Raw genomic sequence first — 13,104 nt, 5'->3', positions numbered from 1 at the left:
GTCAGACCTTTTCGGCTTCGTACCGGCCGAAGATGCCTGAAGGCCTGAAGAGAAGAATCAGGATGAGGATCCCGAACGCGATCGCGTCCCTGTAGGTGGGGGAGAGGTATCCGGTCACGAATGTCTCAAGCAGCCCGATGATGAATCCACCCAGGGCTGCGCCCGGGATATTGCCGATCCCCCCGAGGACGGCGGCGATAAACGCCTTGAGTCCGGGAAAGACTCCCATGAGGGGATTGATGCTCGGGTAGAGGCTCCCGCAGAGGATTCCCGCCGCAGCGGCGAGACTCGATCCCAGCATGAACGTGAAGGAAATTACCGTGCTGATATTGATTCCCATCAGGCTTGCCGCGGTCTGGTTGTAGGAGACCGCCCGCATCGCGGTCCCCATCCTTGTTTTTTGCACGACAAACCGGAGGAGGATCATGAGAACGACCGCCGTTCCGATCACGATCACGGGAGTCGAGTTCAGGACGAGGTTCGGCGTATTAATGAGCACCGTCGAGGGGAGGAGGGTGGGGAATGATTTTGGATCCGGTCCGAACACGAGCTGCCCGCCGAACTCGAGAAAGAGCGACACGCCGATGGCCGTGATCAGGATGGTGAGCTTCGGCCTGAACCGGAGAGGCTTATACGCCAGTTTTTCGATCGTGACTCCGAGGATCGAGCAGACGAGCATGGCGAGAAGAAGGGTGAGCGGCCCGGCCAGAAAAAGCGAACCCCCTACGAGGGGGATGATGTGGGGGGCGGCGTAATACCCTACGAACGCGCCCACCATGAAGACGTCGCCGTGCGCGAAATTGATGAAGCGCAACACCCCATAGACCATCGTGTAGCCGAGTGCGATAAGCGCATAGATGCTGCCGAGGGAAATGCCGTTGATGACCTGCTGGAGCAGTTCGCTCATGCGCGCCGGGAACGGTGATCGTTACGGAGTCGGATGGTCAGGGCCGGATCGTCTCTTTGAGGACCAGCTTGCCGTCCTTGATCGTCAGGATGACGGCCGATTTCGTCGCATTGCGCTCGCTGTTCAGCGTAATCGTTCCGGTGACTCCGTCGTAGTCCTTGGTCGCGGCGATCGCATCGCGCAGTTTGGGGCCGTCGGTCGTCCCGGCGCGCCGGATCGCCTCGATCAGGATCCTAGCCGCGTCGTAGCTGAGCGCGGCAATGGCATCGGGAGTTTCGTTGTACTTGGCGCGGAATTTCTTCACAAAATTCTGGACAACCTCGCGTGTATCTTCGGTGCTGTAATGGTTGGCATAGAACGTCCCTTCCATCGCCGCCCCGCCGATCTCGAGCAGCTTCGCGGAGTCCCACCCGTCCCCTCCCATGAACGGCACGGTGATATTCAGTTCACGCGCCTGCTTGACGATCAGAGCAGCTTCGTTGTAGTAACCCGGCACGACGATGATATCGGGTTTAGCGGCCTTGAGGGCCGTCAGCTGCGCCTTGAAATCGGCGTCCCCTTCGCTATAGGCCTGTTCGGCCACGACCTCGCCGCCCATGTTGGTAAAACTCTTGGTAAAATACTGCGCGAGACCGACGCTGTACTCGTTTTTCACATCTTTCAGAATCGCCGCCTTTTTCATCTTCATGCTGCCGCTGACAAACCGGGCGATGACATCTCCCTGGAATTCGTCGATGAAACAGCAACGGAAAATGTAATCCCCGACCTGGGTGACTTTCGGATTGGTGGAGGAGGGAGAGACCATCGGCACGCCGTTCGACTGGCAGATCGGAGCCGCCGCCAGGCTCCGGCTGGAAGCGACTTCACCGACGACGGCCTTGACGCCGTCCCGTGTGATCAGCTTGGTCACGACCGTCGCCGCCTCTTCGGGTTTCGATTGGTCGTCTTCCACAATCAGCTTGATCTGTTTGCCGAGCACCCCGCCTGCCGCGTTCGTCTCCTCGACGACGAGCTTCGCCCCCTTGTCCGTCGATGTTCCGAATGTCGCCGCGGTGCCGGTGAGCGAGGAATACTCGCCGATCCGGATCTCCTGGTCGCCTCCGCCTCCGCCGCATCCGGGCAAAGCGGGAATCCCCACAAGGGCGACCGCCGCCGCTAAGAGGAACATGAACCGGAGGGATGCCGGCGGGAGAGTGGCGCTACCGAGCCTGAACAATGGACGCATGGAGATACTCCTTTTCAAGAAAGTCGTGATTCAATCGTGAGCCGACCGGGACCGGAACAATTCGGAAAGTATAGTAAAAAATCCATTCGAATCAAAACATCCCCCATCGCGCGTCGTGCCTCAATCCGGGCGAACTTGTCATCCTGAGGGAGCGTAGCGACCGAAGGATCCCGTTCGTTCGGCCGGGAAGATCCTTCGCTTCGCTCAGGATGACATGGGAGGACCCAGGATGACAATATCAGGATGAAACCCCGTCCCATCCCGCTCTCGCGCCGGGGGTTCAACGGTTGGCCGGGCGCGGGGTGACGACAATACTCTGGTTTCCACCGGCGTCCACCGACTGGACTCCGAAGATGAAATCGTCTTTTGAAACCGGCAGGAGGGCGGTGGTGTCCTTCGTGAACAGGCTGTGTTGCCAGACGGGGGCGGTGGTCTCCCGGTACCGGATCGCATAGCCGGCGAGGTCCGGTTCCCTGTTCCTTCGCCATCGCAATTGGGTGTCGTACCCGAGGTCGCGTGTCACCATCTCAACACTGTCGGGAGCGGAGGGCGCAAGCGCGAGGGAGGCGAGCGCGGCGGCGTTCACCCTGGCCACGCGTGCGCAATATCCCGCGTCGACAAATTCGGGCAGATCGCCGTAGGCACGGTCCCTCTCCGACCGTACGTTCTGGTGCTGATGATCGAAATTCTCGGCCGATTCGGTCAACCGGACGGCGGGAAATCCCCGTGCATGGAAGGACGAATGGTCTCCGCCGCGGAGAAAACGGTCCCCCCGGTAGATCATCGTGACCGCAAAATTCGGGACAAAAAGTTCCCCTGTCTCCTTGACATACCGCGCGAGCGCCCGCGACCCGCCGTCATTTTCCAGGCCGAGCTGATTCCGCCGGCGGAACGCCGCACCCGTATCGGCCGGGCTGTAGGCCTCCGAAAAAATCCGGACCGACGTGCTCTCAATCCTTCCGTCTCCTCCCCGGCTGCTTCCGACGATGTCGTTATTCAGGACACCTTCGAGCCGCCATCCGCCCGATGAGGCGGCCCTTGCCGCCTCGGTCGAGCCGAGCAGGCCCTGTTCCTCGCCCGCGAACGCGGCGAAGACGATCGTTGCCCTGAATTGATACTTGCTCATGACCCTGGCGAGTTCGAGGACCAGAGCGGTGCCGCTGCCGTCGTCGTCCGCACCCGGCGCCTCGCCCGTTGAATCGAGCGCGTCGCTGATCCGGGAATCGTAGTGGCCTGAAATGAGAAAAATCCTTTCCGGGGCCTGCGAAACGGCGGGCCGGAGAGTCGCGATCACATTCACGATGTTCACCGGACGGGGAACACGCCTGGAAAGGGGGGCGATCGACTCCTGGAATTCCACCGTCATGCGCCCGTGGCTCGCCCCCGCATGACGAAGGAACTCCCCCTTGATCCAGCGGCGCGCCGCACCGATGCCTCGGGAATCGCTCGTCGTATCGGAGAGAGTGTGGCGTGTCTTGAACCCCACGAGGCGGTCGATGGTCGCGCGGAGAGTGTCGGCGGAAATCTCCGAAACGATCCGTTCGACTGTCGGGTTTCGTCCCGGCTGCTGCCCCGGAGGCTCCCCCAGAGGCTCTGTGCGCGCGAAGGAAGTCGAAAACGTGAGGGTGAAGAGGACGGCGGTACTGAACCGGATAATAGATGTCGCAGGGGCGGCGCATGCCCCGCCCGCAACCCGGGGGTGGTTAAAGAACGAGAGCGGATTTCTCGGCAAGAACCTGCTCGTAGTAAGATTCGTACTGGTCGATGATCTTTTCCGCCCTGAATGTGTCGACTGCTCTGCGCCGGCTTGCCGAGGAGAAGATCTTGTACCTTGCATCGTTTGTGAGAAGCTCGATCGCATACTTTGCCATGCGCTCAACATCCCCGATTTCGGCGATGTAGCCGGTCTCGCCATGGACGATGAGCTCGGGAAGCCCGCCGACGCTCGATCCGACGACCGGCAGTTCGCAGGCCATCGCCTCAAGCGCGGAGAGTCCGAAACTCTCGGACTGGCTGGGAATGAGAAACAGGTCTGAAGCGGAGAGGAGTTCGACCAGCTCGATCTGTTTGCCCAGGAACCGCACATCTTCGACAAGCCCGAGCTCGCGCACGAGTTGCTCGCAACTCGACCGGTCGGGCCCGTCTCCGACCAGGAGCAACTTTGCCGGGATCTTCCGGCGGACGATTTCGAAAATCCGTACGACGTCCTGCACCCTCTTGACCATCCTGAAGTTGGAGACATGGACGACCACCTTTTCCCCTGACGGGGCGAGGGCTTTCCGGACCTTGGCGGCATCGATCCGGCGATATTTCTCGGTATCGACAAAATTCGGTATGACCTGGATCTCTTTGTCGATATGGTAGTTCGTGAGGGTCTTCTCCTTGAGCGAGCGGGAGACGGCGGTGACGCCATCGCTCTTCTCGATGCTGAATTTCATCACGGGGAGGTAGCTCGGTTCGAGCCCGACCAGCGTGATATCGGTGCCGTGAAGCGTGGTAACGATCTTCGGGCCGGTGGCCCCCAGGATCTGTTTCGCGAGATAGGCGCTGATCGCATGCGGGATGGCATAGTGCGCATGGACGATGTCCAGTTTTTCGAATTTCGCAACTTCGACGATTTTGCTCGCCAGAGCGGGGGTGTAGAGGGGGAAATCGAAGAGCGGATATGTGGAAATTTCGACCTCGTGGTAGAGGATATTCCCCACAAATCCGTCGAGCCGTATCGGGACCGCATAACTGATAAAATGGATCTTATGGCCCCGCTGAGCCAGGGCTTTCCCGAGCTCTGCCGCGATGACGCCGCTTCCGCCATATGTAGGGTAGCAAGATATGCCGATATTCATAAAACCTCGGCTAAAGTTACTCAGAAAAGGGCACAAACACAACCGGGGGGAGCTGACTGAACGATCGGAAGGCAACCGGTGTTAGAGTATGTAAGGGTCCTGTCAGAGCTAAGCTATGAAAAAAATTTAATTTCGGTTGGGGATTGCTTTTCGGGGAAAAGTTACTATATTGTAACCCGCTACCCTACCAAATCCTTGAAAATCAACGGTTTCGAGCATACGCGAAAGGATTGAGAATCGTGAAGCAGAAAGCAAAAGTCATTGGCATTGTCATTACCAGCTGTCCCTGCTGTGGAAATCCGATCAACTTCGACCGCCAGGTGACGAAGGTCTGCGCCTATTGCGAGGAAGTCGTCCACATCGACCTTGATAAAGTGGAAGTCAGCCTCCATGGCCCGTCAACTGCCGATAACAAGCGGATGAAAATCAGCATGAACTGAATCTCCTGCGCTTGATTTCGCAGTCTATTTTGCTTATTTTATAGTCAGGTAAAGATTCCGGTGTTCGGAATCTTTTTTTGGTTGTAATCAAGACTAATCCGGTCGGATTTACACGAGGAGAAGATGTTTCAACTGTCGAAGAAAGTTGAATACGGTCTGATCGCGATCCGGCACATCGCGGCCGGTTCCCCGGGGCAGATCCACACCGCCAAAGAAATCGCGGATGCATACCAGATCCCGTTCGAATTGTTGGCGAAAGTGATGCAAAAGCTGGTTCGGAAGGGGTATATCACCTCCTACCAGGGGGTCCACGGCGGATATATTCTCACCCGGAATCCCTGCGAACTGAAGGTCTCGGCGATCATTAATGCGATCGAGGAGAGGCCCACGGTGACCATCATTCAGTGTGAAGCGGATGGTCCCGAAGATTGCATCATCCACCACACCTGCACCATCAAGGACCCCCTCGTGAAGCTTCAGAACAGGATCAACAGCGTGTTCGAGAATTTGACGATTATGGAGATGGTCTGATGAAGCTGCCCGTCTACATGGACTACCACGCCACCACTCCGGTCGATCCCCGCGTTCTGGATGCAATGCTTCCCTACTTCACGGATCTCTTCGGAAACCCGGCAAGCCGGCAGCACCGCTTCGGATGGGTCGCGGAAGAGGCGGTAGAATCTTCCCGGAGCATGATCGCAAAATCGATCGGCGCAGATGCGGGGGAAATCATCTTCACCGCTGGCGCGACGGAGGCGAACAATCTGGCTCTCAAGGGTGCCGCCGAAGCGCTGAGACAAAAAGGCGACCACATCGTGACGGTTCAGACCGAACATCGCTCCGTGCTCGATTCCTGCAGGAAGCTCGAAAAACTCGGGTACCGGGTGACCTGCCTTCCGGTCGACGGACAGGGGGTGGTGGACCTCGGACAGTTGCGAGGCGCCCTGACGCCAAAGACGATTCTCGTTTCGGTCATGGCCGCCAATAACGAAATCGGGACGATCCAGGAGATCGGCGAGATCGGAAAGATTTGTCACCAGCAGGGGATCCTCTTTCACACCGATGCGACACAGGCCATCGGAAAGATTCCCCTCCATGTGAGGGATCAGCATATCGATCTTCTCTCCTGTTCCTCCCACAAGATCTACGGGCCGAAGGGGATCGGGGTGTTATTCGTCAGGAGCTCGACTCCCCGTATCAGGCTCGTAAGCCAGATGGATGGCGGAGGGCATGAGCGGGGGATGCGATCCGGCACTCTCAATGTGCCCGGAATCGTGGGGATGGCGAAGGCCGTCGAACTCTGTCTGGCCTCGCTGCACGAAGAATCCGCCCGGCTCTCGGCCCTGCGGGACGGCATGCTGGATGCGCTCGCGTCGCAACTGGAGGGAGTCTGCCTCAACGGCCACCCGGAGAAACGGCTGCCGAACAACCTGAACATCAGCTTCCTCTCCGTCGACGACAATGCGCTGATGATGAGCATGAAAGACGTCGCGGTGTCGACCGGGTCGGCTTGCAGCACAGCCGATCCGGAGCCGTCCCATGTGCTGAAGGCGCTCCGTCTTCCTGGGGAACGCCTCCACTCGGCGATCCGGTTCGGGCTCGGCCGCTTCACCACCAAAGAAGAAGTGGAGTACGTCGTCGCGCGGGTCGTGGAGCATGTGAACGAGTTGCGAAGGCGTTCCGGCGCCTACCGGACCGCGCGCCAGAATGTCGAATCGAACTGAACAATACTTGAACGGAGAACGGGCATGAAATCTCTTGAAGTGATCACCGGGAACGAATCGGAGTTCCTGAAGTTCCTGAAGAATAAGTTCACGCTGATCCACCTGTCGAACATCTTCTTCCGGGATTTTCATTACGGCGTGATGACCTTTCTCCGGGAGAAGGGGATCAAACTGAAGTATCACGACGCCGAAAAGGTGGCCGCCGAAGCGGCTGCCGCGTTCGAACGGAAGGGAATCTTCAAAAAGATCGACCATCAATCGTGGCTGCTGACGTATCCGGAATTCGCGCTTCCCCGCGTCGAAAAGAAGGCCCCGGCGGCGGCGCAGTGACCCGAAATCATCCATCAAGAACCCGGCATTGAAAAACAATCATCATGACTACTGAACAGAAGACCATAGAGTCGCTTGCCACACAGGACTACAAGTACGGTTTCGAGACGGCGGTGGAGTATGATTCCGTTCCCAGCGGCCTCAACGAGGAGATCATCACGGAGCTCTGGCGCCGGAAGGGCGAGCCCGACTGGATGCTCGAGCTCAGACTGAAGGCTTACCGCCACTGGTCGAAGCTCGAACAAACGGACGGAGAGCCCGGCTGGGCGAACATCCACTACGGTCCCATCGACTATCAGAAGATCTGCTACTACTCGGCTCCGAAAAAAATGCCCAAGCTCGAGAGCCTCGACCAGATCGATCCGGAGGTCCGCCGCACGTTCGAGCGGCTGGGGATTCCCCTCGAAGAGCAAAAACTGCTCTCCGGGGTGGCGGTGGACGCGGTCTTCGACAGCGTTTCCGTGGCAACGACGTTTCGCGTAAAGCTGGCAGAACTCGGGATCATCTTTTGCTCGATGACGGATGCGATCAGGGAGCACCCGGCGCTCGTGCAGAAATACCTCGGTTCGGTGGTCCCCTACACCGACAATTTCTTCGCCGCGCTGAACGCCGCCGTCTTCACCGACGGGTCGTTCGCCTACATTCCAAAGGGCGTGCGCTGCCCCATGGAGCTCTCCACCTATTTCCGCATCAACGCGCGGAACACCGGTCAGTTCGAGCGCACGCTCATCATCGCCGATGAAGGCGCCTCGGTCAGCTACCTCGAGGGGTGCACCGCGCCCATGCGGGATGAGAATCAGCTCCACGCCGCGGTCGTCGAGCTGGTCGCGCACGACAATGCCACCATCAAGTACTCCACGATCCAGAACTGGTATCCCGGCGACAAGGAGGGAAAGGGGGGGATCTACAATTTTGTGACAAAGCGCGGAAAGTGTGCGGGCGCCAACTCGAAAATCACCTGGACCCAGGTCGAGACGGGCGCCGCGATCACCTGGAAATACCCCGGGTGCATTCTCCAGGGCGACAATTCCGTCGGCGAGTTCTATTCGGTGGCGGTGGTGAATAACTTCCAGCAGGCCGACACGGGAACGAAAATGATCCACCTGGGGAAGAACACGCGGAGCACGATCGTCTCGAAGGGGATTTCGGCGGGGCGCGCCCAGAACTCGTACCGGGGGCTCGTGAGAATAGCCAAGAACGCGACAGGCGCGCGCAATTTTTCGCAGTGCGACTCGCTGTTAATCGGCGATCTTTGCGGCGCTCACACCTTTCCCTACATGGAGGTGAAAAACACCTCTTCGAGAATCGAGCACGAGGCGTCGACGTCCAAAATCGGCGAGGATCAGATCTTTTACTGCCGGCAGAGGGGGCTTTCGACCGAGGACGCCGTCAACATGATCGTCAACGGTTTTTGCAGAGAGGTGTTTCGCGAGCTTCCGATGGAGTTTGCCGTCGAAGCGCAAAAACTTCTCGGCATCAGCCTGGAGGGAAGCGTCGGGTAATACGGTTCATGGAACTTATACACTACGAACAGGAAAAGAACAACCAATGATCAACAACGTGAAACAGCCCCTGCTTGAGATCAAGAACCTCCACGCGGGGATCCAGGGGAATGAGATACTTCGAGGCGTGGATTTGAACGTCGGCCTCGGCGAAGTGCATGCAATCATGGGCCCGAACGGCTCGGGCAAGAGCACGCTCGCGCAGGTCCTCGCCGGAAGAGAAACGTACGGCGTGAATGCCGGGGAAGTCCTCTACCTGGGGAAGGACCTTCTGGCGATGAAACCGGAAGACAGGGCGCGGGAAGGGGTCTTCATGGCCTTCCAGTATCCGGTGGAGATACCCGGCGTGAACAACACCTACTTCCTCAAAGCCGCCCTCAACGCCGTGCGGAAACACCGCGGTCTTGAAGAGCTCGATGCGATGGAGTTTCTCAAGCTCGTGAGGGAGAAGGCGAAATCGGTCGACATGGACGAAACCCTGTTGAACCGTCCGGTGAACCAGGGGTTCTCCGGCGGAGAAAAGAAACGGAACGAGATATTCCAGATGGCCGTGCTTGAACCGAAACTCGCGGTTCTCGACGAGACCGACTCGGGGCTCGATATCGACGCTCTCAGAATGGTCGCCGCCGGGATCAACAAATTGCGGGCGAAGGACAACTCGATCATCGTCGTGACCCACTATCAGCGCCTCCTCGACTATGTCGTTCCGGATTTCGTGCACGTTCTGGTGGACGGCCGGATCGTCAAATCGGGAACCAAGGACCTCGCACTGGAGCTGGAAGAAAAGGGGTACGACTGGGTAAAGGACGAAGCGTCGAAGGTGGAACTTGCCGCGCAGGAGAGCCGCTGACCGATGAGCCAACCAGTCAACAATCAGGGCAAGATGAGCGGGGAGAATCCGGATTCGATCCGGCGGGCTTCAGATCGTGTTTCCGGCGGGGCGGCCGCAAAGAGCTGGTATCTCTCCGCCTTCGAGGCGTTCGAGAAGGGGCTCAACGGGGAAGCCTCCTCGGGCATCCATGCCATCCGGCGGGCGGCGATCGCCCGCTTCGCGGCGCTGGGTTTTCCGACAACCCATGACGAGGAGTGGAAATATACCGATGTCTCATCGCTGGCCGCCGTCCGGTTCCGGCTCCCCTCCCCGTCCGGACTTGATTCGGTCACGCCGGAGCAACTCGAACCTTTCCTGTTCGGAAGCTCTTCGCCGAACACGCTGGTCTGGATCAACGGTCATTTTTCGGGCAGGCACTCCGTCCTCGCACGAACTCCCGCGAACGGCGTCAGGGTGGAAAGCCTGGCAGCGGCCATGAAAAGCGGCGGAGCGGAATTGACGGCGCACCTCGGGAAGTACGCATCGTATCAGGACAACGCGTTTACCGCCCTGAGCACCGCCTTTTTCCAGGACGGCGCTCTCGTCTCGGTCCCCGACGGGACGGTTCTTGAAGATCCGATTCACCTCCTCTTCGTTTCGTCGGATGCCGGCGGCCCGATGGTTTCTCACCCCCGAAATCTTTTTCTGATCGGGCGGAATTGCCAGCTTTCCATCCTGGAGAGCCACAGGAGTCTCACGCCGGGCGCATGTTTTACGAACGGGGTGAGCGAGATCCGGCTCGGGGAAAATTCCGTCCTCGAATACCACCAGCTCCAGGACGAGCGCGACCTGTCCTACCATGTCGGGATGACGCACGCGCACCAGGAACGGAACAGCAATTTCATCTCCCACTCGATTTCGCTCGGCGGGTCGCTGGTCCGGAACAACATCGTCGCGGTGCTGGACGGCGAGGGCGCGGAGTGCACCCTGAACGGTTTGTACCTGACGACCGGAAACCAGCATGTCGACAACCACACGCTGATCGATCACGCAAAACCGCATTGCAACAGCCACGAACTGTACAAAGGGATCCTGGACGGAACCTCCAGGGGCGTGTTCAACGGGAAAATCATGGTTCGCAAAGACGCGCAAAAAACCGACGCGAAGCAAACGAACAAGAACCTCGTTCTTTCCGACGGCGCGTCGATCGACACCAAGCCCCAGCTTGAAATCTTCGCGAGCGACGTGAAATGCACACACGGCGCGACGATCGGGCAGCTGGACGAGGAGGCGGTCTTCTATCTCCGGTCGCGAGGCATCGGCGGCGACCATGCCCGCGACATGCTGATCGACGCCTTCGCCGGCGATGTGGTCGACCGGATCAAGATTCTTCCGGTCCGGGACCGGCTCCACGAAATCATTCACCTGCGGCTCGAAACCGGCCGCAAGACCCGGGAGCGAAAATGAGAGCCCTGGACGATATCGTGATCCCGCACCCGGCCGGCACCTCGTTCGATGTGGCGAGAATCAGAGCCGACTTTCCGATTTTGAAACAGCAGGTCAACGGCAAGCCGCTCGTTTACCTGGACAACGCCGCGACAAGCCAGAAGCCCCAGGCGGTCATCGACGCGATGAACCGGTTCTATCTCGAGGAGAATTCGAACATCCACCGCGGAGTGCACACGCTGAGCGACAAGGCGACGCAATCCTACGAGGACGCCCGTGTCCGGATCCAGAAGTTTATAAACGCGTCCGACCGGAGGGAAATTATTTTCGTCAGAAGTACGACCGAGGGGATCAACCTCGTCGCGCGCAGTTACGGCTCCTCGCATTTGCGCGAGGGGGACGAGGTCATCATCTCGGCGATGGAGCACCACTCCAACATCGTGCCGTGGCAACTGATTTGCGCCGAACGGGGCGCCCGGCTCCGAATCATCCCCATCAATGACGCGGGTGAGCTCGATCTCGGAGCGTACGACAAACTTCTTAATGAACGGACGAAGCTCGTCGCGATCGGACATGTCTCGAATGCGCTGGGGACGATCAATCCCATCGAAGAGATGATCAAGACGGCCCACTCCCGCGGCGTTCCGGTTCTGGTCGACGGTGCCCAGGCGGTTCCCCATATGCGGGTCGACGTGCGCGCGCTCGATTGCGACTTCTACGCCTTTTCCGGGCACAAGATGTTCGGCCCGACGGGGATCGGAATCCTGTACGGAAAACGAAAGCACCTCGAGGAGCTTCCTCCCTACCAGGGGGGCGGAGACATGATCAGGTCGGTCACGTTCGAGAAAACGACCTATAACGACCTTCCCCATAAGTTCGAGGCGGGGACGCCGAACATATCGGGGGGTGTCGGGCTCGGCGCCGCCGTCGATTACCTGAACGGCATCGATTTTGAGGGAGCGATGGCCCATGAACGGGATCTGCTGAAGTATGCGACCGCGGCCCTCTCGGGAATCGAGGGCCTGCGCATCGTCGGGACGGCGAAGAGAAAAGCGGGCGTTCTCTCATTCGTCCTCGACGGCATACACCCGCACGACATCGGAACGATCCTCGACGACGACGGAATCGCGATCCGCACAGGGCATCACTGCGCCCAGCCGGTCATGCAGCGTTTCGGGATTCCCGCAACTGCGCGCGCCTCCTTTGCGTTTTACAACACGCTCGGGGAAGTCGATGCGCTCGTCCGCGGAATTCATTCGGTGCGGAAGGTGTTAATCTGATGTCGGCGCTCCGGGAACTCTACCAGGAAGTCATACTCGATCACAACAAGAGCCCGAGGAACTTCCGCAAGATGGAGGATGCGAACCGCACCGTCGAGGGGTATAATCCCCTCTGCGGAGATCACTATACGGTGTTCCTGAAGCTGGAAGAGGGCGTCATCGCCGACGTGAGCTTTGAAGGGACCGGATGCGCGATCTCCAAGGCCTCCGCATCCGTGATGAGCCAGGCTGTGAAAGGGAAGTCGAAGTCCGAAGCGGAGCTGCTCTTTGATAAATTTCAGAAGCTCGTCACCGGGGCCCTCGATGGGAGCGATCATCTCGAGAATCTCGGAAAGCTTGCCGCATTTTCCGGTGTCTCAGAATTTCCGGCCCGGGTGAAATGTGCGATGCTCGCCTGGCACACGCTTCACGCGGCCCTCGCTTCGAAGGAAGCGGTCGTTTCGACCGAGTAGGGGCGCACCCCGCCCGTTGGGCGGTACTGGCTGAATTTCGTTGCCTACCGGTCCGCTACCGATCTCTCGGGCTTGGTAGCCGCAGCCGTTAGGCTGCGGGTTTTCGGCCCGGGGGTTGAAATTCACCCATTACCCGGAGGGCTT

13 protein-coding genes are annotated in these 13,104 nt (G+C 59.0%); 9 read left to right on the top strand and 4 right to left on the bottom strand.

Features of this window, described 5'->3' with window-relative positions:
* Position 1: 1 nt before the first annotated feature.
* From VI215_09060 to bshA, 4 genes are all read right to left on the bottom strand, one after another.
* Complete coding sequence (locus VI215_09060; GenBank protein HEY6192455.1) at positions 2 to 907, bottom strand: branched-chain amino acid ABC transporter permease; 906 nt, start codon at positions 905 to 907, stop codon at positions 2 to 4.
* Positions 908 to 944: 37 nt separating this feature from the next.
* Positions 945 to 2,132 (bottom strand): ABC transporter substrate-binding protein, encoded by a 1,188-nt coding sequence (locus VI215_09055; protein ID HEY6192454.1) that lies wholly within the window; start codon positions 2,130 to 2,132, stop codon positions 945 to 947.
* Between the two features lie 280 nt (positions 2,133 to 2,412).
* On the bottom strand, positions 2,413 to 3,864 hold the full coding sequence (locus VI215_09050) for a M28 family peptidase (protein HEY6192453.1): 1,452 nt from the start codon (positions 3,862 to 3,864) through the stop codon (positions 2,413 to 2,415).
* A complete protein-coding gene (gene bshA, locus VI215_09045; protein ID HEY6192452.1) occupies positions 3,836 to 4,975 on the bottom strand; it encodes an N-acetyl-alpha-D-glucosaminyl L-malate synthase BshA in 1,140 nt (379 codons plus the stop codon). Before bshA ends, VI215_09050 begins: the two co-directional genes overlap by 29 nt.
* A gap of 239 nt (positions 4,976 to 5,214) precedes the next feature.
* On the opposite strand from bshA, the gene VI215_09040 reads away from it, so the two are divergent.
* From VI215_09040 to VI215_09000, 9 genes are all read left to right on the top strand, one after another.
* Positions 5,215 to 5,415 carry a hypothetical protein gene (locus VI215_09040; GenBank protein HEY6192451.1) on the top strand — a complete coding sequence of 67 codons (201 nt, stop codon included), beginning with the start codon at positions 5,215 to 5,217 and terminating at the stop codon, positions 5,413 to 5,415.
* Between the two features lie 123 nt (positions 5,416 to 5,538).
* A complete protein-coding gene (locus tag VI215_09035) occupies positions 5,539 to 5,946 on the top strand; it encodes an Rrf2 family transcriptional regulator (protein ID HEY6192450.1) in 408 nt (135 codons plus the stop codon).
* On the top strand, positions 5,946 to 7,139 hold the full coding sequence (locus tag VI215_09030) for an IscS subfamily cysteine desulfurase (protein HEY6192449.1): 1,194 nt from the start codon (positions 5,946 to 5,948) through the stop codon (positions 7,137 to 7,139). Before VI215_09035 ends, VI215_09030 begins: the two co-directional genes overlap by 1 nt.
* A gap of 24 nt (positions 7,140 to 7,163) precedes the next feature.
* On the top strand, positions 7,164 to 7,469 hold the full coding sequence (locus tag VI215_09025) for a hypothetical protein (GenBank protein ID HEY6192448.1): 306 nt from the start codon (positions 7,164 to 7,166) through the stop codon (positions 7,467 to 7,469).
* 44 nt (positions 7,470 to 7,513) lie between these two features.
* On the top strand, positions 7,514 to 8,971 hold the full coding sequence (gene sufB, locus VI215_09020) for a Fe-S cluster assembly protein SufB (protein HEY6192447.1): 1,458 nt from the start codon (positions 7,514 to 7,516) through the stop codon (positions 8,969 to 8,971).
* A gap of 70 nt (positions 8,972 to 9,041) precedes the next feature.
* Positions 9,042 to 9,821, top strand: a complete 780-nt coding sequence (sufC, locus tag VI215_09015; GenBank protein HEY6192446.1) for a Fe-S cluster assembly ATPase SufC — start codon at positions 9,042 to 9,044, stop codon at positions 9,819 to 9,821.
* Positions 9,822 to 9,824: 3 nt separating this feature from the next.
* Complete coding sequence (gene sufD, locus VI215_09010; protein ID HEY6192445.1) at positions 9,825 to 11,249, top strand: Fe-S cluster assembly protein SufD; 1,425 nt, start codon at positions 9,825 to 9,827, stop codon at positions 11,247 to 11,249.
* Positions 11,246 to 12,508, top strand: coding sequence for a cysteine desulfurase (locus tag VI215_09005; GenBank protein HEY6192444.1), 1,263 nt, complete (start codon positions 11,246 to 11,248; stop codon positions 12,506 to 12,508). Before sufD ends, VI215_09005 begins: the two co-directional genes overlap by 4 nt.
* On the top strand, positions 12,508 to 12,960 hold the full coding sequence (locus tag VI215_09000) for an SUF system NifU family Fe-S cluster assembly protein (protein HEY6192443.1): 453 nt from the start codon (positions 12,508 to 12,510) through the stop codon (positions 12,958 to 12,960). Before VI215_09005 ends, VI215_09000 begins: the two co-directional genes overlap by 1 nt.
* Positions 12,961 to 13,104 lie beyond the last annotated feature (144 nt).

The sequence above is a fragment of the Bacteroidota bacterium genome (genome assembly GCA_036522515.1).
GTDB lineage: Bacteria > Bacteroidota > Ignavibacteria > UBA10030 > SZUA-254 > VBOC01.
The sequence above is the reverse complement of the archived record's forward strand: the minus strand, read 5'-3'. Positions and strand labels throughout refer to the sequence as shown.